The organism is Streptomyces sp. sk2.1 (assembly GCF_008120935.1).
In the GTDB taxonomy this organism is placed as follows: Bacteria; Actinomycetota; Actinomycetes; order Streptomycetales; family Streptomycetaceae; genus Streptomyces.
This window is the reverse complement of the sequence record NZ_RDBO01000077.1, coordinates 612,295-632,362: the sequence shown is the minus strand read 5'-3', so window position 1 is coordinate 632,362 and position 20,068 is coordinate 612,295. Positions and strand designations below refer to the sequence as shown.

Genomic DNA, 20,068 nt, shown 5'->3' with positions numbered 1-20,068 from the left:
GGTGGCCCCCGCCCCGCTCCAGCCGCAGCCGGCACAGCCGACGCAGTGGCTCCAGTACGACCCCTGGGGCGCGCCCCGTTCGTCCCCGTGTACTGCGGAGGTACGGAGGTGCCGTGCGCGGGGGTCGGGACCGGGCGCTGCACGGGGGGTGCGGGCGCCCAGGGGCCGGGGCCGCCGTAGGGCGGGGTGCTGTACTCGTCGGGCTCGTGCAGCGGCTTCATCGGCTGCCCGGACGTCATGGGCCCGACGGCCGGTACCGCCGGTACCGGTCCGGTGGCGTCGGCCGCCGGGGCGTAGGGCCCGGCGGCCGCGGGTACCGCGGTGGCGCGGGAGTCGTCCGGCACGGAGCCCTCCCCGTCGGACGGCTGCGCGGCGTCCACCGGAAGTCCGGCCGTCGGCGCGCCCGCGGAGCCGGCCGCGGGCGGCGCGTCCTCGACGGGGAACGAGGACTCGTCCGGCGTCGTGCGGGTGGCGCGTCCCGGTGTGGGACGGCTCCACCACTTCGCCTTCGGCCCGGTGGACTTCCCGTCTTCCATGCTCTCCCCGCAACTGCCTCAACTGGCCCGTGCACGCCCCGGCGGGGGCGTCCCTCCCGGAACTGCTCCAGGAATTCAACCAGGTTTGCGAATGCTTGCGCAGACCCCGGTCAGCGCCGGACGGAAAGCGGCAGGCCGCGCTCGGTGGGGGTGGGGAGAGCCGAGGCCGACGGTTGCGCCCACGACGACGGCGGCGGCGGCTGTGGCGGCGCGTAGGGCGTCGGGGACGGTGGGGCGAGGCGCCCGAGCACCTTGGCGAAGAGCGGGGTGGGAGCGGTCGGGCGTATCAGCGGTGACGCGGACATGTTCGTCAGGACCTGGGTGGTGAAGGGACCGCCCATGAGGCTCCCGGTGGACATCACCGCGGACGTGGACAGAGTGGCGGGAGTGGCCGCGGCGGGTGCGGACATCGTGCCCGGCGCGGCCGACGGGGCCGCCACGGCCACGCGTTCGCCCTCCTCCGCAGCCGTGAGCCTGCCCTGTCCGCCGCCGCTGCCGTTGCGACGGGCGGCCGGGCTGCCGCTCTCGCCGCGCGAAGCGGTGTCGAAGGGGGTCACGGCGTTCCCGGAGCCGGAGCCGGAGCCCGAGGCGCGGGCCGTGGTACCGGTCCCGGAGCCCGCGGGCAGGGCGCCGAGGGCGATGGCCGCCAGCGAGACGGCACTCGCCGCCGCGAAGGCGAATCTCCGGCCGCGCCAGGGCGAGCGGTCGGCCTCCCGTCCCACCTCATGGATCCGGAAGCCGGAACGGGGGGATCTGCCCGGCAGCACGGCGGTCGAGCCGTGCGGGGCCGGCAGGAAGCCGAAGCCTCCGAGCGGGGGGTCCCCCGGCCGATCCGTGCGGCTGCCGGACGGCTGGACCACGGGGAAGAGCCCGTCGGAGAAGCGTCCGGAGCCGCCGAACGGTCTTCCCTCGTCGTCGCCGTCACCTCCCGGTCCGCCGGGAAGGCCCTGCAGCCGGGCGAGGAAGCCCTCGGACGGCGAGGGCGGGGCGGACTGCGCGAAGACGCTCTTCAGCCGCCGCTGGTCCGCCGCCTCGGCCTTGCACTTGGCGCAGGTCGCGAGGTGGGCGAGCACCCGGTCCCGGGCGTCGTGTTTGAGCTCGCCGTCGACAAGCGCGGCGAGGCGGTCCCCCAGGTGTTGTTCCGCGGGGGTCGGACCTGTGCCACTCACGCCGTTCCGCCCTCCCCCGCGAGTACCGCGCCCGCCAGCGAGCGCTGCTCGGCACGGGCCGCGGGCGAACGGTGCTGCAGCGCCTTGCGCAGGTGCGAGCGGCCCCGGTGGATACGGCTGCGCACGGTGCCGAGCTTCACGCCCAGCGTCGCGGCGATCTCCTCGTACGAGAGGCCCTCGATGTCGCAGAGCACGACGGCGGCACGGAACTCGGGCGCGAGGGTGTCCAGCGCCTGCTGCACGTCCGCGTCGAAGTGGCTGTCGTTGAAGACCTGCTGCGGGGACGGCTCGCGGCTCGGCAGCCGCTCGGCGGCGTCGTCGCCGAGGGAGTCGAAGCGGATCCGCTGCTTGCGGCGGACCATGTCCAGGAACAGGTTGGTCGTGATGCGGTGCAGCCAGCCCTCGAAGGTGCCGGGCGTGTAGGTCGACAGCGACCGGAAGACACGGACGAAGACCTCCTGGGTGAGGTCCTCGGCGTCGTGCTGGTTGCCCGTCAGTCGGTAGGCGAGGCGGTAGACCCGGCCGCTGTGTGTGCTGACGATCTCTTCCCATGAGGGCGGTGTCCACGCCTGGGAGTCCGCATCGGAGGCGAAGGTCGCGGTCGGTGCGGAGTCGTTGGAAGAACGGTCAGCAATGTAGGTCACGGATTTCGGCTCACCCGCCGACCTGAGAAAGCGCCGCAGCACTCCTCCCCGATCCACAGGCGCAGCCGCACCTCCCCTGTCGGCTCTGGTGGTGTCCAGTGGAGTCCCTACCATAGCCACCTCGCCCGTTAGCTCCGGATAAGCCTTTTTCCTGCTGGGGCCGGGGACTCGCCCCGGGAAAGCATCGGCCCGTGGCTTCCCGGACCCGATCTGCGGGGCCGGTCCCACGGGCTCTCCCCCGCCTCCTCATAACGCCCGGTCCCATCTGCGGGTTCCCGGGTCCAGCGGATACAGTCACCGTTGCGCCAACTACGGGGACAGGAGAGGGTCATTACCGCCAACCGGCAGACGAGCTGGGCGTTCGCCGACGCCTTTGTCGCCGAGGACGAAGCAGTGCACTGGGCCAGGGACCGGGCCCGGGACGCAGGGCTCCGCCCGGTGTCGCCAGGCACCGGCGCCGCTCTGCGCCTGCTCGCTGCCACGACGGACGCCAAAGCAGTGGCCGAAATCGGCACCGGCACCGGCGTGTCCGGACTCTATCTGCTGCACGGCATGCGGCCCGACGGGGTGCTGACCACGGTCGACCCGGAGCCCGAGCGCCAGCAGTTCGCCCGCGAGGCGTTCCGGGCCGCGGGCTTCGCCGCCAACCGCTCCCGCTTCATCCCCGGCCGCGCCCTGGACGTGCTGCCGCGGCTCGCGGACGGCGGGTACGACCTCGTGTTCTGCGACGGCGACCGGCTGGAGAGCCTGGACTACCTCGCCGAATCGTTGCGTCTGCTGCGGCCCGGCGGCCTCGTCTGCTTCGAGGGCGTCTTCGCCGACGGCCGTACGGTCGACTCCTCGGCGCAGCCCGCGGAGGTGCTGCGGCTGCGGGAGCTGCTGCGCACGGTGCGGGAGAGCCAGGAGCTGATGGCGACGCTGCTGCCGGTGGGCGACGGGCTGCTGTGCGCGGTGCGGCGGGGCTGAGCAACCGGAACGGGGGCGGCCGGGGCGCGGGACGCGACCCGGCGCCGTCAGGGCTTCCGGGCTCCGGGCCGGCCGCCCCCGGATCGCCGTGAACGCATCACTGCCCCGGCACGGGCACCGTGCCGGGGCAGTGATGAAGAATGAACGCCTCTGTTCAGCCGACGACCTTCTTGAGGGCGTCGCCGAGTGCATCGGCCTCGTCCGGCGTCAGCTCCACGACAAGCCGACCGCCGCCTTCGAGCGGAACGCGCATGACGATGCCCCGCCCCTCCTTTGTCACCTCGAGCGGGCCGTCGCCCGTCCGCGGCTTCATGGCCGCCATGCTCGTTCCCCTTCCTGAAACCAGCTCATCGCAACCGGCGGCCCCACTGACAGGCGCTGCGTCACCGGCATCGAACACATTGCTTCCAGGCCATTATCCCGCATCACAGACCCCGATGACCAACCTCGGTCGGCATCGCTTGTGCAACGCGCTCTCGCAAAACCACCCATTTCGGCGATCGACCTGCGATACTCCGCCGCCCTCACCCCCTTGTGGGGGCGTAATTGTTAGACGCAGGTCACATGTCGGCTTCCGTCCATGTCGGCCATGCTTGCCTGGACAGGCATTGCCCGAGGTCCGGAGGGGACAACGAAATGGCCGATCACATGGCGGACAGCGTGCTCTACGAGGTGAGCGACGGACTCGCGACGATCACCCTCAACCGTCCCGACGCGATGAATGCCATGGACACAGCGGCCAAGGTGGCGCTCCGGGACGCGCTGGAGGCCGCTGCCGCCGACACCGCCGTACGGGCCGTTCTGCTCACCGCGACCGGGCGCGCCTTCTGCGTGGGCCAGGACCTGAAGGAGCACGTGGCCAAGCTCGCCGAGGCCCGCGAGTCGGACGGCGGCAACGCGCTGAGCACCGTGCGGGAGCACTACAACCCGATCGTCCGGGCCCTCACCGGGATGCCCAAGCCGGTCGTCGCCGGGGTGAACGGCGTCGCCGCGGGCGCCGGTTTCGGCTTCGCGCTCGCCTGCGACTACCGGGTGGTCGCCGACACCGCCTCGTTCAACACCTCGTTCGCCGGTGTCGCGCTCACCGCCGACTCGGGCGTCTCCTGGACGCTGCCCCGGCTGATCGGGCAGAGCCGCGCCGCCGATCTGCTGTTCTTCCCGCGCTCGATCTCCGCGCAGGACGCGTACGAGCTGGGCATCGTGAACAGGCTGGTGCCCGCGGCGGACCTGGCCGCCGAGGCCGCCGCCGTGGCCCGTGCCCTGGCGTCCGGCCCCACGGTGGCGTACGCCGCGCTCAAGGAGTCCCTGGCCCATGGCGCCGGACGCACGCTCGACGAGGCGCTGGAGAAGGAGGACGAGCTCCAGACCCGGGCGGGCGCGTCCGAGGACCACACGATCGCGGTGCGGGCATTCCTGGACAAGGAGAAGCCGAAGTACCTCGGCCGGTAGCACCGAAAACCGGCAGCACCGAAGAACCCGGGGCCCCGGCACTCCGCCGGGGCCCCGGACGCGCCGGGTCGAAGGCCCGGCGGGCTACGCCCCGCCGCCGCGTGCCACGCAGTCGGCCAGGTGGTCGTCGACCAGGCCGCACGCCTGCATCAGGGCGTAGGCGGTGGTGGGTCCCACGAAGCGCAGGCCGTGCTTCTTGAGGTCCTTGGCCAGCGCCGTCGACTCCGGTGTGACGGCGGGTACGTCGCCGAGGGTGCGCGGGGCGGGGCGGCCCGCCGGGTCGGGGGCGTGGGACCAGATCAGCTCGTCCAGCTCACCGGCGCGCCAGCCGGCCAGCACCTTGGCGTTGGCGAGGGTCGCCTCGATCTTCGCCCGGTTGCGGATGATGCCCGCGTCGGCGAGGAGGCGTTCCTCGTCGGCGCCGGTGAACTCCGCCACCGCGGGGATCTTGAACCCGGCGAAGGCGGAGCGGAAGCCCTCGCGGCGGCGCAGGATCGTCAGCCAGGACAGGCCCGACTGGAACGCCTCCAGGCAGAGCCGTTCGAAGAGGGCGTCGTCGCCGTGGACGGGGCGGCCCCATTCGGTGTCGTGGTACGCGAGGTAGTCCTCGGTGGCGAGCCCCCACGGGCAGCGCAGTCCGCCGTCCCGGGCGGCCTCGGCTCCGCCGCTCATCGCCGGGGCTCCTCTCCGGGGTACTCGGGGTGGCCGTGTCCGCTTCCGCCGGGCTCCTGCCCGGGCGCCTCCCACGGCGCTCTGTGGCGTTCCTCGGAGGGCTCCGCGGCCGGTCGCTCGAACAGGTCGGGGCCGCCGACCGCGGTCGCCTGGGCACCGGCCAGCGCCGACTCCAGCTCCGCGATCCGCGCGTCCCGCTCGGCGAGTTCGGCACCGAGGCGGCCGAGCGCCTCGTCCACCTCCGTCATCCGGTAGCCGCGCGCGACCACCGGGAGCCGCAGCGCTTCGACGTCCGCGCGGCCGACCGGGCGTGTCGCGGGCAGCGGATCGGTCAGCTGCTCGGGCGCCACGTCCTGCAGGACCGCGCTCTTCCCCCCGCCGACCACCGCGAGGGTGACCGCGGCCACGACCACCACCATCGTCAGCAGCAAGAACCAGAACACGCGCATCTCCCCATGGGCGGAAACCTGTCCGGGTCCGATCGTGCCATGCGGCACCGACAACCGGGGCCCTGCCCGGCCGGGGCCGCGGACCGGCGGGCGGGGTCCGCCCGGCCGGGACCGTGGGACCGACGGCCGGGACCAGGCGATAACTTGGCGGGCACGGCCCAGGGGCGCAGGCGACCCGCGGGGCGATCTACCGGAGGAGAGACGGGATGCGAAGCGGTGCGCTCAGGCTGGGACGGCGCGAATTCGGTGCGCACGAGCCGGTGATCATGGCGATCGTGAACCGCACCCCGGATTCCTTCTACGACCAGGGCGCGACCTTCCGGGACGAACCGGCGCTCGCCCGGGTCGAGCAGGCGATCGCGGACGGTGCGGCGATCGTCGACATCGGGGGTGTGAAGGCGGGCCCCGGCGAAGAGGTGACCGCCGAGGAGGAGGCCCGCCGCACGGTGGGGTTCGTCGCGGAGGTCCGCCGCCGCCACCCGGATGTGGTGATCAGCGTCGACACCTGGCGGCACGACGTGGGCGCGGCGGTCTGCGAGGCCGGCGCGGACGTGCTGAACGACGCGTGGGGCGGCCACGACCCGAAGCTCGCGGAGGTCGCCGCGCGGTACGGCGCCGGGCTGGTGTGCACGCACGCGGGCGGCGCCGAGCCCCGGACCCGGCCGCACCGGGTCGGGTACGAGGACGTGATGGCGGACATCCTGCGGGTGACGGTGGGGCTGGCCGAGCGGGCGGTCGCGCTCGGGGTGCGGCCCGACGGGATCATGATCGACCCCGGTCACGACTTCGGGAAGAACACCCGGCACTCCCTGGAGGCGACCCGGCGGCTCGGCGAGATGACGGAGACCGGCTGGCCGGTCCTGGTATCGCTGTCCAACAAGGACTTCGTCGGCGAGACGCTCGACCGGCCGGTGAAGGAGCGGGTGCTCGGGACGCTGGCGACGACGGCCGTGTCGGCGTGGCTGGGCGCGCAGGTCTACCGGGTGCACGAGGTGGCGGAGACCCGGCAGGTCCTGGACATGGTGGCGTCGATCGCCGGTCACCGGGAGCCCGCGGTGGCCCGCCGCGGCCTGGCCTGATGCCCGCCGCGGCCTGGCCTGATGCCCGCGGGGGCCGGGGCGGGTGCCCCGGCCCCCGCCCCGGGCACGGTGGTCTACCGGCCGACCTCCTTCGTCACGAGGTTGACCGCCTCGTCCACGTCGTCCGTGACGTGGAACAGCAGCATGTCGTGCTCGGACGCCTTGCCCTGGGCCACCACCGTGTCCCGCAGCCAGTCCACGAGGCCGCTCCAGTACTCGGTGCCGAACAGCACGATCGGGAAGCGGGTCACCTTGCCCGTCTGGACGAGGGTGAGGGCCTCGAAGAGCTCGTCCAGGGTGCCGAGGCCGCCGGGCAGCACGACGAAGCCCTGCGCGTACTTCACGAACATCGTCTTGCGGACGAAGAAGTAGCGGAAGTTCACGCCGATGTCGACGTGCGGGTTGAGGCCCGACTCGAAGGGCAGCTCGATGCCGAGGCCGACCGAGACGCCCTTCGCCTCCCGCGCCCCCTTGTTCGCCGCCTCCATCGCGCCGGGCCCGCCCCCGGTGATCACCGCGAAGCCCGCCTCGACCAGGGCCTTGCCGATCCGTACGCCCGCCTCGTAGTCGGGTCCGTCGGCCGGGGTTCGGGCGGAGCCGAAGACGCTGATGGCGCTCGGCAGTTCGGCCAGCGCGCCGAAGCCCTCGACGAACTCCGACTGGATGCGCATCACCCGCCATGGATCGGTGTGCACCCACTCGGAGTCGCCCTCGGTGTCCAGCAGCCGCTGATCGGTGGTGCCGGGCTGCACCTGTTCCCTGCGGCGCAGTACCGGTCCGAGCCGCTGCTCCTCGGGGACGCGTGCTCCCTCGGGGTTGCCCATGACCTGCTCCCTCCGACGACGATCGACGGCCGTCCGACGGCGGCCGTCCGTTGTCAGGTCAGGGTAGATCGCCGGAGGTTACGACCAGGGGAATGCCGTGGGTCAGCCGGTGAGCCAGGAGCGGAGCCGCTCCTCGCAGTGGGTGATCCGCTCGACCTTCACGTGCTCGTCGCGCTTGTGCGCCAGGAGCGGGTCGCCGGGTCCGTAGTTCACGGCGGGGATGCCGAGGGAGCCGAAGCGGGAGACGTCGGTCCAGCCGAACTTGGGCCGGGCGGTGCCGCCGACCGCCGCCATGAACGCCTCGGCCGCCGGGTGGGAGAGGCCGGGCATGGCCGCGCCCGAGTGGTCGTCGACGACGAATTCGGCCACGCCGCAGTCCGCGAAGACCTCGTGGACGTGGGCCAGCGCCTCCTCGGCGGTGCGGTCGGGGGCGTACCGGTAGTTGACGACGACGGTGCAGGCGTCGGGGATGACGTTGTTGGCGACGCCGCCCTCGATCCGTACCGCGTTCAGGCCCTCGCGGTATTCGAGGCCGTCGATGACCGGGCGGCGCGGCTCGTACGCGGCGAGGCGGGCCAGGATCGGGGCGGCGGCGTGGATGGCGTTGGACCCCATCCAGCCGCGTGCGGAGTGGGACCGCTCGCCCCGGGTGTGCAGGAAGACCCGCAGGGTGCCCTGGCAGCCGCCCTCGACCTCGCCGTCGGAGCCCTCCAGCAGGACCGCGAAGTCGCCCGCGAGCCAGTCCGGGTGGGCGTCGGCGACGTGGCCGAGCCCGTTGAGGTGCGCGGCGACCTCCTCGTTGTCGTAGAAGACGAAGGTCAGGTCGCGGTTGGGCTCGGGCACGGTCGCGGCGATCCGCAGCTGGACGGCGACGCCCGACTTCATGTCGGAGGTGCCGCAGCCCCACAGCAGGCCGTCGGCGTCGAGCCGGGACGGCACGTTGTCCGCGATCGGCACGGTGTCGATGTGCCCGGCGAGCACGACCCGCTCGGCCCGGCCCAGGTTCGTCCTGGCCACGATGTTGTTGCCGTGCCGGTCGACGGTCAGGTGCGGGAGCGTGCGCAGCGCCGACTCGATCGCGTCGGCGAGGTCCTTCTCCTGACCGCTGACCGAGGGGAAGTCGACGAGCGCGGCGGTGAGCGCCGGGCCGTCCTGGGTGAGGTCAAGTGTGGTTTCGGGCATGGCACCGACCCTAACGACCCCGCCCGCGGTCGGCAGGGCCGTCTCATCGCCGGCCGCTGACGGGACGCCCGCCCCGGCCGGTGGGCGGCCCGGCCCGGTCGTCCCGCCGCCGGCCGCGGACGGGACCGTACGGGACCAGGGCTTTTCGTCCGCTCCGGGGCGGATCGGACCCCTCGGACACGTCATGATCCGGGCCTGGGCCCCTGGGCCCTCGGCCCCGGTCCGGCACTCCAGTACGGTGGCCCCGTGCCCCGGACCGCCTCTTCCACCAGCCGACACACCGGCCGCAGCCGTCTCTTCCGCGTCACGGCGGCCCTTGTCGTGCTCGCCGCGCTCGGCGGCTATCTGGCCGTTCAGTACGTCACCGGCAACAAGCTCGTCGAGGGCTGCACGGTGGAGTCCGCCGACGGTTCGGACGGCCGGGCCCGTACGTACCGGATGAGCCCCGAGCAGGCGTCCAACGCCGCGACGATCTCGGCGGTCGGCGTCTCGCGCGGGATGCCGGAGCGCGCCGTGACGATCGCGCTGGCGACCGCGCTCCAGGAGTCCGGGCTGCGCAACATCGAGCACGGCGACCGGGACTCGCTGGGCCTGTTCCAGCAGCGCCCCTCGCAGGGCTGGGGCACGGAGGAGCAGATCCTGGACCCGGTCTACTCCGCCGGTGAGTTCTACCGGCACCTGGCGAAGGTCCCCGGCTACTCGCGGCTGCCGCTGACGGTCGCCGCGCAGCGGGTCCAGCGCAGCGGCTTCCCGCAGGCGTACGCGAAGCACGAGCCGGACGCGGCGCTGCTGTCGGCGGCGCTGACCGGCCGGACGCCCGCCGCGCTGAACTGCGTGCCGCCGCGGGCGACGGCCGCGAAGGCGGACCCGGCGAAGGTGCGCTCGGAGCTGGTGCGCGCCTTCGGCAAGGACGTGCTGCCCGCGCGGGAGGTCACGTCGCCGGACGGGAAGTCCGCGGCCGGGGCCCCGGCGGCGGGCCCGATCTCGGTGCCGGTGCGCGCGACCCGTGCGTCCGGGGGCGGCGGGAAGGACGCGGACCGGCGCGGCTGGGAGCTCGCGCACTGGGCGGTCGCGCGCTCCGAGGCGCTCCGGATCGACGAGGTGTCCTACGCGGACCGGGTGTGGAAGGCCGGGGCGGGCTGGCGGACGGAACGCAAGGAATCGGGCACCACCGAGGTCCGGATCGGGCTCGCGCAGTAGTTCGCCCGATCGCCCGCAGCGGTCATCCGGCGCTTCCCGTCCGTCCCCGCGCACGGACCGCCGCGACGGCTCCCTCTGCTCTCCGAATAACCGTCACTTCTCTTGCGGCGCAAGGGGAGTGACGGTTCATCCGCCCGTCCGGAAAGTCGTGGACCGACCGGATTCCGCCGCGGCGGACCATGCGGTGCGTTACCGACTCTTTACCTCGGCCCACCGCAACCTCTCCCGCCCTCACGACGGTTGTCATTGCGTCCGATCAACGGACAGACAGATTCCTCACCCGTCGAAGGAGCATCATGTCCCTCCCCCTGACCCGCCGGATCGCCCGTGCCGCGCTGCTGATCGCCGCAGGTGCCGCCCCCGTGGTCGGCGCGGCCGGAGCCGCGGGTGCCGCGACGCTCCCGCAGGCCCCGGAGCTCGGCGGTCTGACCACCGTCGACGGCGCCGGCCTCGGCGAGGTGGCGGACGGCGCCGGTCTCGGCAAGGCGGTCGACGGCGCGTCCCGGCAAGGTGCCGGCGCGGCGAACGAGACCGGCGGCAAGCTCGTCGGCACGGCCCTCCCGGTCGCGAGCAAGACCGTCGGCGAGGCCGGCACCCAGGCCGCCCCCACCGTGCAGAAGGCCGCGGGCGGCCTCGCGGGCAACGCGGGCGAGACCCTCGGCGGCGCGGCCGGGGGCGGCCTGCCGCTCGGCTGACCCGCCCCGGCCACCGGCCGGCGCACCACGCGCGAGGGGCCTCGGGACGCGATGCGTTCCCGAGGCCCCTCGCGCGTACCGCGAACCGACCAGGACCGGCCCGAACCGGGCCAACCGTGAACCGGCCCGGTCGAGCCCGGTCCGGATCGCCCGTCTACGGCGCCAGGCGCTTGACCGCCGCCGCGACCCGCTCGTCCGTCGCCGTGAACGCCACGCGCACGAAGCGGTCCCCGGCCGGGCCGTAGAAGTCGCCCGGCGCCACCAGGATGCCGAGCTCCGCCAGGTACGCCACGGTCTCCCAGCACGGTTCGTCGCGGGTGGCCCACAGGTAGAGGCTGGCCTCGCTGTGCTCGATCCGGAAGCCGTGCGCCTCCAGGGCCGCGCGCAGGGCCGCGCGCCGTTCCGCGTACCGCTCGCGCTGCTCGGCGACGTGCGCGTCGTCGCCGAGCGCCGCGACCGTCGCCGCCTGGACCGGGGCGGGCGTCATCATTCCGCCGTGCTTGCGGATCAGCAGCAGCTCGCCCAGCACGGCCGGGTCGCCCGCGATGAAGGCGGCCCGGTACCCGGCCAGGTTGGAGCGCTTGGAGAGCGAGTGGACGGCGACGATGCCGTCGTACGTGCCGCCGCAGACGTCCGGGTGCAGCACGGAGACCGGCTCGGCCTCCCAGCCCAGTTCCAGGTAGCACTCGTCGCTGAGGACCAGTACGCCGTGCTCACGGGCCCAGGCGACGATCCGGGTCAGTTCGTCCTTGGACAGGACTCGGCCGGTCGGGTTGGACGGCGAGTTCAGCCAGAGCAGCTTCAGCCCGGCCGGGTCCAGCTCGGTCGGGTCGTCGTAGACCACGGGTTCGGCGCCGCAGAGCCGGGCGCCCACCTCGTACGTGGGGTAGGCGAGCCGCGGGTACGCCACCTTGTCGCCCGCGCCGAGGCCGAGCTGGGTCGGCAGCCAGGCCACCAGTTCCTTGGAGCCGACGACCGGCAGGACGTTCTCGTGCGTCACCCCGACCGCGCCGAGCCGCCGCTCCAGCCAGCCGGTGATCGCGTCGCGCAGCTCGGCGGTCCCCCACACCGTCGGATAGCCGGGGCTGTCGGCGGCGGCGACGAGCGCCTGCCGGATCAGCGCGGGCACCGGGTCGACGGGCGTGCCGACGGACAGGTCCACGATGCCGTCGGGGTGTCCCGCGGCCGTCGACTTGTAGGGGGCGAGCTTGTCCCACGGGAAGACCGGGAGACGGGAGGAGACTGCGGACACGGAATCTCTCTGCTTTCTCGTACGTGGCTTTCCCGTACGAAGCTTTCTCGTACGTGGCTCTCCCGTACGCGGCTTTCCCGTACGGAGCTTTCCCGTACGCGGCTTTCCGGTACGGGCCGCCCGGGTGACGGGCACCCGTCGCCCGGGTGCGAAAACGCCTCGGCCCCGCACGGTGACGAGCCGTACGGGACCGGGGCGGTGCGCGTGGCGGCCGCCGACTACTGGTTCTGCGGCGGGAGCGCGGCGATGAACGCGTGGTCGCGCTCGATCAGGCCCAGCTTGGAGGCACCACCCGGCGACCCGAGGTCGTCGAAGAACTCGACGTTCGCCTTGTAGTAGTCCTTCCACTCGTCCGGAGTGTCGTCCTCGTAGAAGATCGCCTCGACCGGGCACACCGGCTCACAGGCTCCACAGTCGACGCATTCGTCCGGGTGGATGTACAAGGACCGCTGGCCCTCGTAGATGCAGTCGACGGGGCACTCTTCGATGCAGGCCTTGTCCTTCACGTCGACACAAGGCTGCGCGATGACGTAGGTCACGCTGTCGTTCCTCCTCGGTAGGGCGTTGGCTCTCGCGCGGGAGCGCGGCGTCGTCGATGCCCACCCCTAGTATCTCCGTTCCGGGGCACGAACCGAACAGGAGGGGCGCACAGAGCTGTGGAATTCACCATCGGCGGACAGCTCGAGGTCCGAATCACACCGGTTGACGTGGGCAAACGGGTATCAGTCCGGCGTGTGTGCGAGACCGGTCCTCAAGGCGCGAAGTTCACGGACACCGTCGGGGTTCTCACATCATGGGACAACGGTGTGCTCTCAATCACACGGAAGAGCGGTGAATCCGTCCGGATCGACGAGTCCTCGTTGGTCGCGGGCAAGGTCGTGCCCGCCGCTCCGGCCCGCCGCCGCGGCCCCGCCGCCTCCTTCGAGGAACTGTCCGCCGTCTGCGCCCGTGCCTGGCCCCCGGTGGAGAGCGAACCGCTGGGCGACTGGCGGCTGCGCGCCGCGCGGGGGTTCACCCGGCGCGCCAACTCCGTGCTGCCGCTCGGCGATCCCGGCATGCCGCTCGACGAGGCGCTCCGGCGCGTCGGGCAGTGGTACGGGGAACGGGGCCTGCCCGCGTACGTCCAGGCCGCGACCGGCGGCGAGGGCACCCAGGAGCTGCTCTGCGCGGAGCTGGAGGAGCGCGGCTGGCGGCGCGAGGTGACGACGGAGGTGCGGACCGCCGCGCTGGCGCCGATCGGCGACCTGGCGGCGGACGTGTCGCGGGTACGGCTGGGCCGGGACCTCGACGAGGCGTGGCTCTCCCGCTACCAGCGCTTCGAGACGCCGGGCCCGCACGTCCTCCAGGTACTGCGCGGCGGCCCGTCGGTGTGGTTCGCCTCGGTACCGGCCGACGACGCCGGCGCGGCCGATGCCCCCGCCCCGCCCGCCGCGATCGGCCGGTGCGTGGTGGACGGCCGGTGGGCGGGGTTCATGGCCGTCGAGGTCGATCCGGCGCACCGGCGCCGGGGCCTGGCCACCGCCGTGATGACCGCGCTCGCCCGCCGGGCCCTGGACGAGGGCGCGTCGGCGGCGTGGCTCCAGGTGGAGTCGGACAACGAGGGCGCGCGGGCGATGTACGAGGGCATGGGGTTCGCGGTCCACCACCTGTACCACCACTTCCGGTCGGCGTGACGGAGGAGGACGATCCCGATGAACCCTCACCACCACGAGCAGCCGGACCGTCCCGGCCCCGACGAGCTGCGCAGGCGGTTCGCCGAGGAGGCGCGCGAGGAGCGGCCCGACCTCGCGCTGCTCTGCCTGCTGCTGGGCGCGGTGGCCGATCCCTCGCTGGGCGAGCACGGGATCGACGCGGCGCAGATCGAGCTGGACGAGCTGGCGGGCCGGCTCCCCTACGGGGTGCGGGGCGGTCGGGCCTGGGCCTCGGCCCTCGCCGAGCTGCTCGGTGAGCGGTGCGGTTTCGCGGGCTCGTCGGCGGACTACCGGCGGCTGGAGTCGTCGCTGCTGCACGAGGTGCTGCGGCGGCGCCGGGGGCTGCCGATCCTGCTGTCCGTGGTGTGGATCGAGGTGGCGCGCCGTGCCGGGGCCCCGGTGTACGGGGTGGCGCTGCCCGGCCATTTCGTCGTCGGTTTCGGCGATCCGGACGAGCGGGTGCTGGCCGATCCGTTCGACGGCGGCCGACCGATGACCGGTCAGGACGCGGAGCTGCTGGCGGCGGGGGCGACCGGGCGGCCGCTCGACGAGTCGATGCTGGTGCCCGCGCAGACCCTGGACATCGTGCTGCGCATCCTGAACAACATCAGGGCCTGGGCCGCGCACCGTCCGGAACGCACGGATGTGGCGCTGTGGGCCGTGGACCTCTCGCTGCTGCTGCCCTCGCACCCCGCCAGGCTGCGCCACGAGCGTGCGCAGCTGCTCGTGCAGAGCGGGCAGTTCCTGCGCGGGGCGGCGGAGATGGAGGAGTACGCGGACGTGGTCGACGCGGTCGACCCCTCGGCGGCGGAAGAGATACGGCGCCGGGCGCGGGCCGCGCGGTCCTTGCTGAACTAGTCCGTTTCCCCGGCAGTCGTCGGCGAACGCCCCGAATCCGCCGCAACCCGAGCGGAATGCCACACTTCGCCAATGAACAATGCCAAGGACACCGTCCACCAGTTCCTCCTGCAGGTGCGCTCGGGGCTGCACCCCGACCGGGCCGGTCGCTTCATGGCCGACCGGGTCCGGGCCCACCAGGTCGTCTCGGAGGCACCGGCAACCGTGGAGCGGACGCCGCAGCAGTACACCGAGCACGTCCAGGAGATGCTCGACGCGTACGGCCCCTTCACCCTGACCGTGGACGAGCTCATCGCCGAAGGGGACCGGGTCTACGCCCGCTGGACCCAGAACGGGCGGCACGTCGGACCGGTGGACCACTACCGGCCGACCGGTGCGCAGGTCACGGCGATGACCAGCGCGGTCTATCGCGTCGAGGACGGACTCATCGTCGAGTACTGGATCCAGATCGACCGGCAGGGAATCACCGCACAGCTGGAGCGGGCGGTCACCGAGCGCTGATCCCGGCCCGGTCCGGGTGTGCGTCCGGCTGCCGAGGAGCCCGCGCTTTGGGTCCGCCCCTGCGTCAGCTTCCCTGGTCCGCCCACTGCCTCAGCAGTCGTTCCCGCTCCGCGCCCCGGGGCGATCCGCCCTCCGTGCGGCGGCCCCAGTCCGACATCGCGGCGAGCGTCGTGGACATCGTCGCGGCGCCCTCCGTGAGGCGGGACAGAAGGGCCCCGGAGAGGCCCGCCTCCGTCGAGGAGTAGCCGGAGGCCGCGGCGGCGTAGGCCGTCAGCCGGTGGTCGCCGTCGTGCGTCTCCACGTGCAGCGTCATCGCCGGAGGGGCCTCGCCCGCCCGGAGCGGACGCTCGGGCAGGACCAGGTTCATCACCGTCTCCAGGGCCACGCCCCCGGCCTTCCCGGCCTGCCGCATGAAGGACTTCATGGGGACGTCGGCCAGGGTCAGGGCACGCACGTCCTCCCACAGGTGGAGGGTGGACTGCCCGTCGCCGAGGCCCATCACGCCCTCGGGGGTCAGGCGCACCCCGGGCGCCAGACCGGTCGGCTTCGCGCCCACGTACACGTCGCCCTCGGCGATCCAGAACAGGCCCACCATGGCCACGGTTTGCTCACTTCTCCCGACGACGGCTCCGCCGTCGTGTCACGTCGATGGTCAGGCCCCGCCGGCACGGCCGGACCGTCGCGAGACGTCTCCCCGGCCCTCGCGGGTCCGGCCCGATCCTAACGAGCGGCGGCGTCCGGGCGGCGGGCGCCGTCACCGGGTCGCCGGGGCACCGCCCGGATCACCGCCCAGGTCACGCGCCCGGGCCGGCCCCGGGTCACCGCCCGGGTCACCGCGCCCGGAGCACCGCCCCGGGGTCACCGCGCCTCCCCGCCCGCCGCGACCTTGCGCATCGTGCGCAGCAGGTACTCCTTGCGGTTGAGCGGGTCGTGGTCCGTGCGCGGCCGGTCCGGGGGCGGGCCGACGACGGGCCGGTACCGGTCGAAGTCGGATTCCAGCACCCCCTCACCGCGCGTCAGGGACGGAAGCCGCTGCTGGAGTTCGTGGACGCGGGCCGCCGGGATCTCGCCCTCCAGCACGCAGGCGGAGCCGTGCACGGCGGGTGCGCCGGGGACCGCCCCCAGTCGGGCGAGTACGGGCAGGACCGGGCCGAACAGGTCCGCGGGGAGTTCCAGCCGGAACCGGTGCACCGGTTCGTGCACCGTGGTGCCGGCCCGTTTCAGCGCGCTCATCAGGACCAGCGGGGTCAGGTTCCGGAAGTCCCCCGCGGTGCTCGACATGCTCTTGTCGAAAACCGCGTGGGAATGGCTCTGGCGGGGCCAGTAGCCGGAATGCGTCATGGTGACGACGCAGTCGGTGACCTGCCAGCCGTGGATTCCCTGCCGCAGGGTTTCCACCGCGGTCTCCTCCACCGCCCGCATCAGGGAGAAGGGCATCGAACCGAGTTCCACCTCCAGCCGGTAGGCGATGCCGCTGCCGACCGGGGCGGGGTCGACCCTGAGGCCGACGGTCGCCAGGAAGGGGTTCTCCCCCTGGTCGATGATCTCGTGCGCCGCGCCGCTGCCGTCCAGCCGTTCCAGGCAAATGGTGGTGGTCTCGCGGAAGGTGACGCCGATTCCGAATTCGTCGGCCAGCGTCGCCTCGATGACCTCCTTCTGCACCTCGCCGTAGAGCGATACGGACAGCTCCTCGCGGACGTCGTCCTGCCGCAGGTCGATCAGCGGGTCCTGGTCGGCGAGCCGCGCGAGCGCGGAGTGCAGCTCGCCCCGGTTCGCGGGCGGGCGGGGGACCACGACCGCTTCCAGCGTCGGCGGGGCGAACCACCTGCCCGGCCCGTCCGCGTCGTCCGCGTCCGGTGTCCCGACCGGGTCGCCGATCCGGATGCCGTCGAGCCCCCGCAGCCTCGCGATCCGGCCCGCGCCGACCTCCGCCCCGCGCACGACCGAGCCCGCGTCGAAGACGTCGATCCCGGTCACCCTGCCCTCGGTACGCCCCTCGCCCCGGCCGAACGGCAGCCGGTCGCGGACCCGCACCGTGCCCGAGAACATCCGGACGTACGCCGTCCGCTCGCCGCCCGGTCCGCGTTCCACCTTGAAGACCGTGCCCGAGACCGGTCCGTCGGCATCGCCCCGGCTCGCGGGCAGCAGTTCCCGGACGCCGCCGATCAGGGCGTCCACCCCCTCGCCGGTGATCGCCGAGCCGAAGTACACCGGGTGCACCAGGGCCCGCCCGGTCTGCGCCGCCAGTTCCCCGCGCAGCCGGTCGTACGGGAGCGGCCCGGCGTCCTCGACGTACGCGGCCAGGAGCTCGTCGTCGTGGTCGGCGAGCAGTTCGGCGAGCCGGTCCGTGAAGCCGGTGTCGGCGCCGGTGTACGGCACGCAGCGGGCGGCCGGGCCGCCCGGTCCGTCGACCGAGCCCATGGCGACCACGGCCGGGGTCAGTTTCTCGGCGATGCTCCGCAGCACGGCCCCGTCCCGCGCGCCGCCCCGGTCGACCTTGTTCACGAAGACGAGCGTCGGGATGCGCAGGCGTCGCAGCGTCCGCATCAGGACGCGGGTCTGTGCCTGGACGCCCTCCACCGCGGAGACGACCAGCACGGCGCCGTCGAGCACGTTCAGGACCCGTTCCACCTCGGCGATGAAATCCGGGTGACCGGGGGTGTCGATCAGATTGACGGTGGTGTCGTCGACGGCGAACGAGACGACGGCGGATTTGATCGTGATGCCGCGTTGCCGTTCGAGCGCCAGGGAGTCGGTCCGGGTGCTGCCGTCGTCGACGCTGCCGATTTCGTCGATGACTCCGGCGGCGTGGAGCAGCCGCTCGGTCAGGCTCGTCTTACCGGCGTCGACATGCGCCAGAATTCCCAGGTTCAGCGTGTGCACGAAACTCCATGTCTTCGAGATCGGTGGCAATTCCCGTCTGAATGAACATGTGAGTTCCGCGCATGACCCGCTCCTTCGGTCGGTCGACGTCAGCGGCGAGTACAGCAGGGGCCCGGCTCTCCGACAACCGATTTACCGGCCCCGGTCTCCGCCGCAGGCCCCGAACACCTCTCGCCGCCCGAAAGTAAGCAGGTCAGAGGCGGCGAGTCGTCCGATACCACACGTCACGGACCCGGATCAGGGCCATTCGTACGAAGGACCTGACGGCCCGCCGGAACCGCCAGGCCCGGCCGGCCCGCGCCAGAACCCGTACGACGCCAGGTCAATCAGCCCTTTCCGCAAGGCCGTTGACGGGAGATGAGAAATTCGGGCGGCCCGGCCGCCGAGCGCGCCGGAGAACTGACGCACCAGCAAACGGGTGGTCCACCGCCGCCCAAACATCACCCGGCGCCGCATGCAATCCAACGGGTGATTATCGGCCCGGTGCCACCCGAAAAGAGCAGGGTGTAGCTCCAATGCGCCTCTCCCCGATGGCGCGGATCGACATTCCGGCTGACGGTGGATCACGTCGCCACTGCGCCACATTGAGTCGACAGCCCGTCACTCTTCGCAGTTGCGTCGGAAGGAATGTGTTCAGATGCGCTCTGCCCGCACACTGTTCGCTTCGGCCGCCGTCACAGCGGTCCTCGCCATCACCGGTCCGGCCGCCTACGCCATGGCGACGTCCGGCGACTCCGGTCACGACAACGGTTACTCGTCCTCGCGCGGCGACGACCACGGGAAGTCCGACTCCGACCGCGGCGGCGACCGCGGCGGCTACGGCGAAGACCGCGGTGGTTACGGCGGCGACCGCGGTGGACGCGGCGACCACGGCAAGCCCTGGGGCGGCGTCCACGCCGGTGGCGGCTTCATGGCCTCCGTCATCGCCGGTGACGACGAGGGCGGCCGCGGTGGCTACGGCGACAAGGGTGGCAAGGACGACCGCGGTGGCTACGGCGACCACGAAAAGGGCGGCAAGGACGACCACGGCGGCTACGGCGGCGGACGCGGCGACAAGCCCCGCGGCGGTGTCCACACCGGTGGCGGCTTCATGGCCTCCGTCATCGCCGGTGACGACGAGGGCGGCCGCGGTGGCTACGGCGACAAGGGTGGCAAGGACGACCGCGGTGGCTACGGCGACCACGACAAGGGCGGCAAGGACGACCACGGCGGCTACGGCGACAAGGGCGGCAAGGACGACCGCGGTGGCTACGGCGACCACGACAAGGGCGGCAAGGACGACCACGGCGGCTACGGCGACAAGGGCGGCAAGGGCGGTGACAAGCCCTGGGGCGGCGTCCACGCCGGCGGCGGCTTCATGGCCTCCGTCATCGCCGGTGACGACGAGGGCGGCCGCGGTGGCTACGGCGACAAGGGTGGCAAGGACGACCGCGGTGGCTACGGCGACCACGACAAGGGCGGCAAGGACGACCACGGCGGCTACGGCGACAAGGGCGGCAAGGGCGGTGACAAGCCCTGGGGCGGCGTCCACGCCGGCGGCGGCTTCATGGCCTCCGTCATCGCCGGTGACGACGAGGGCGGCCGCGGCGGCTACGGCGACAAGGGTGGCAAGGACGACCGCGGCGGGTACGGCGACAAGGGCGACGACCGCGGTGGCTACGGCGACAAGGGCGACGACCGCGGTGGCTACGGCGACAAGGGCGACGACCGCGGTGGCTACGGCGACCGCGGCGACAAGCCCCGCGGCGGTGTCCACACCGGTGGTGGCGGCATGGCGATGACCGGTGGCGGTCTGGCCGCCGGCTCGGCGCTGCTCCTCGGTGGTGTCGGTGTCGGCGCGTACAAGCTGCGCCGCCGCCAGTCGACGGGTGGCGCGATGGCCTGACCGGGCCCGATCGCCGTCCGAACGGCACGTTGTCGCGGCCGTCGCCCCTCGGGGCGGCGGTCGCGGCGGCTGCGTTTCCCCCCGATTAAGTCCCGAATAAGCCCCGGCGGACCCCCGGAACGGGTCCCGGGCC

At 73.1% G+C, this 20,068-nt stretch carries 20 protein-coding genes and 1 pseudogene; 9 read left to right on the top strand and 12 right to left on the bottom strand.

Annotation, left to right across the window (positions count from 1 at the left end; genetic code table 11):
• The 3 genes and pseudogenes from EAO76_RS44885 to sigE form a co-directional block, all read right to left on the bottom strand.
• Positions 1 to 536: pseudogene (locus EAO76_RS44885) on the bottom strand (protease); the annotation flags it as partial.
• 110 nt (positions 537 to 646) lie between these two features.
• Positions 647 to 1,705 carry an anti-sigma factor gene (locus EAO76_RS30095; RefSeq protein ID WP_148839047.1) on the bottom strand — a complete coding sequence of 353 codons (1,059 nt, stop codon included), beginning with the start codon at positions 1,703 to 1,705 and terminating at the stop codon, positions 647 to 649.
• Positions 1,702 to 2,463: an RNA polymerase sigma factor SigE gene (gene sigE / locus EAO76_RS30090; protein ID WP_262375829.1), complete on the bottom strand. Its 762-nt coding sequence runs from the start codon at positions 2,461 to 2,463 to the stop codon at positions 1,702 to 1,704. Before sigE ends, EAO76_RS30095 begins: the two co-directional genes overlap by 4 nt.
• Positions 2,464 to 2,649: 186 nt before the next feature.
• Here sigE and EAO76_RS30085 point away from each other — a divergent pair, with 186 nt between their 5' ends.
• Entirely contained in the window at positions 2,650 to 3,315 is a 666-nt protein-coding gene (locus EAO76_RS30085) for an O-methyltransferase (RefSeq protein WP_148839046.1), read from the top strand.
• A gap of 154 nt (positions 3,316 to 3,469) precedes the next feature.
• On the opposite strand, the gene EAO76_RS30080 is transcribed toward EAO76_RS30085, so the two are convergent.
• Positions 3,470 to 3,637 (bottom strand): DUF3117 domain-containing protein, encoded by a 168-nt coding sequence (locus EAO76_RS30080; RefSeq protein WP_003966491.1) that lies wholly within the window; start codon positions 3,635 to 3,637, stop codon positions 3,470 to 3,472.
• 314 nt (positions 3,638 to 3,951) lie between these two features.
• Here EAO76_RS30080 and EAO76_RS30075 point away from each other — a divergent pair, with 314 nt between their 5' ends.
• The gene (locus EAO76_RS30075) at positions 3,952 to 4,764 is read left to right on the top strand and encodes an enoyl-CoA hydratase/isomerase family protein (protein WP_148839045.1); all 813 of its coding nucleotides are present in this window, start codon (positions 3,952 to 3,954) and stop codon (positions 4,762 to 4,764) included.
• A gap of 84 nt (positions 4,765 to 4,848) precedes the next feature.
• Here the strand turns inward: EAO76_RS30075 and EAO76_RS30070 are convergent, their stop codons facing one another.
• Positions 4,849 to 5,436 (bottom strand): DNA-3-methyladenine glycosylase I, encoded by a 588-nt coding sequence (locus tag EAO76_RS30070; protein ID WP_148839044.1) that lies wholly within the window; start codon positions 5,434 to 5,436, stop codon positions 4,849 to 4,851.
• A complete protein-coding gene (locus tag EAO76_RS30065) occupies positions 5,433 to 5,879 on the bottom strand; it encodes a DivIVA domain-containing protein (protein ID WP_148839043.1) in 447 nt (148 codons plus the stop codon). Before EAO76_RS30065 ends, EAO76_RS30070 begins: the two co-directional genes overlap by 4 nt.
• A 212-nt stretch (positions 5,880 to 6,091) precedes the next feature.
• Here EAO76_RS30065 and folP point away from each other — a divergent pair, with 212 nt between their 5' ends.
• Positions 6,092 to 6,964, top strand: coding sequence for a dihydropteroate synthase (gene folP / locus EAO76_RS30060; protein ID WP_148839042.1), 873 nt, complete (start codon positions 6,092 to 6,094; stop codon positions 6,962 to 6,964).
• 74 nt (positions 6,965 to 7,038) lie between these two features.
• Here the strand turns inward: folP and EAO76_RS30055 are convergent, their stop codons facing one another.
• Positions 7,039 to 7,788, bottom strand: a complete 750-nt coding sequence (locus EAO76_RS30055) for a TIGR00730 family Rossman fold protein (protein ID WP_148839041.1) — start codon at positions 7,786 to 7,788, stop codon at positions 7,039 to 7,041.
• A gap of 102 nt (positions 7,789 to 7,890) precedes the next feature.
• Positions 7,891 to 8,970 carry a succinyl-diaminopimelate desuccinylase gene (gene dapE, locus EAO76_RS30050; protein ID WP_148839040.1) on the bottom strand — a complete coding sequence of 360 codons (1,080 nt, stop codon included), beginning with the start codon at positions 8,968 to 8,970 and terminating at the stop codon, positions 7,891 to 7,893.
• Between the two features lie 246 nt (positions 8,971 to 9,216).
• On the opposite strand from dapE, the gene EAO76_RS30045 reads away from it, so the two are divergent.
• Positions 9,217 to 10,170, top strand: a complete 954-nt coding sequence (locus tag EAO76_RS30045) for a hypothetical protein (RefSeq protein WP_148839039.1) — start codon at positions 9,217 to 9,219, stop codon at positions 10,168 to 10,170.
• 296 nt (positions 10,171 to 10,466) lie between these two features.
• Positions 10,467 to 10,865, top strand: a complete 399-nt coding sequence (locus EAO76_RS30040) for an ATP-binding protein (protein ID WP_148839038.1) — start codon at positions 10,467 to 10,469, stop codon at positions 10,863 to 10,865.
• Between the two features lie 154 nt (positions 10,866 to 11,019).
• Here the strand turns inward: EAO76_RS30040 and EAO76_RS30035 are convergent, their stop codons facing one another.
• Both EAO76_RS30035 and fdxA read right to left on the bottom strand, forming a co-directional pair.
• A complete protein-coding gene (locus EAO76_RS30035) occupies positions 11,020 to 12,117 on the bottom strand; it encodes a bifunctional succinyldiaminopimelate transaminase/glutamate-prephenate aminotransferase (protein ID WP_148839037.1) in 1,098 nt (365 codons plus the stop codon).
• A 218-nt stretch (positions 12,118 to 12,335) separates the two neighbouring features.
• The gene (gene fdxA / locus EAO76_RS30030) at positions 12,336 to 12,656 is read right to left on the bottom strand and encodes a ferredoxin (RefSeq protein ID WP_018105475.1); all 321 of its coding nucleotides are present in this window, start codon (positions 12,654 to 12,656) and stop codon (positions 12,336 to 12,338) included.
• 117 nt (positions 12,657 to 12,773) lie between these two features.
• Between fdxA and EAO76_RS30025 the strand changes: the two genes are divergently transcribed.
• From EAO76_RS30025 to EAO76_RS30015, 3 genes are all read left to right on the top strand, one after another.
• On the top strand, positions 12,774 to 13,790 hold the full coding sequence (locus tag EAO76_RS30025; protein ID WP_148839036.1) for a GNAT family N-acetyltransferase: 1,017 nt from the start codon (positions 12,774 to 12,776) through the stop codon (positions 13,788 to 13,790).
• A gap of 18 nt (positions 13,791 to 13,808) precedes the next feature.
• Positions 13,809 to 14,666 carry a transglutaminase-like domain-containing protein gene (locus tag EAO76_RS30020; RefSeq protein WP_148839035.1) on the top strand — a complete coding sequence of 286 codons (858 nt, stop codon included), beginning with the start codon at positions 13,809 to 13,811 and terminating at the stop codon, positions 14,664 to 14,666.
• Between the two features lie 72 nt (positions 14,667 to 14,738).
• Positions 14,739 to 15,167 carry an ester cyclase gene (locus EAO76_RS30015; protein ID WP_148839034.1) on the top strand — a complete coding sequence of 143 codons (429 nt, stop codon included), beginning with the start codon at positions 14,739 to 14,741 and terminating at the stop codon, positions 15,165 to 15,167.
• Between the two features lie 64 nt (positions 15,168 to 15,231).
• Here the strand turns inward: EAO76_RS30015 and EAO76_RS30010 are convergent, their stop codons facing one another.
• Positions 15,232 to 15,768 carry a hypothetical protein gene (locus tag EAO76_RS30010; RefSeq protein ID WP_148839033.1) on the bottom strand — a complete coding sequence of 179 codons (537 nt, stop codon included), beginning with the start codon at positions 15,766 to 15,768 and terminating at the stop codon, positions 15,232 to 15,234.
• 257 nt (positions 15,769 to 16,025) lie between these two features.
• Entirely contained in the window at positions 16,026 to 18,050 is a 2,025-nt protein-coding gene (locus tag EAO76_RS30005; RefSeq protein WP_148839032.1) for a translation factor GTPase family protein, read from the bottom strand.
• A gap of 637 nt (positions 18,051 to 18,687) precedes the next feature.
• On the opposite strand from EAO76_RS30005, the gene EAO76_RS30000 reads away from it, so the two are divergent.
• The gene (locus EAO76_RS30000; RefSeq protein WP_148839031.1) at positions 18,688 to 19,935 is read left to right on the top strand and encodes a hypothetical protein; all 1,248 of its coding nucleotides are present in this window, start codon (positions 18,688 to 18,690) and stop codon (positions 19,933 to 19,935) included.
• The last annotated feature ends 133 nt before the right edge of the window (positions 19,936 to 20,068 follow it).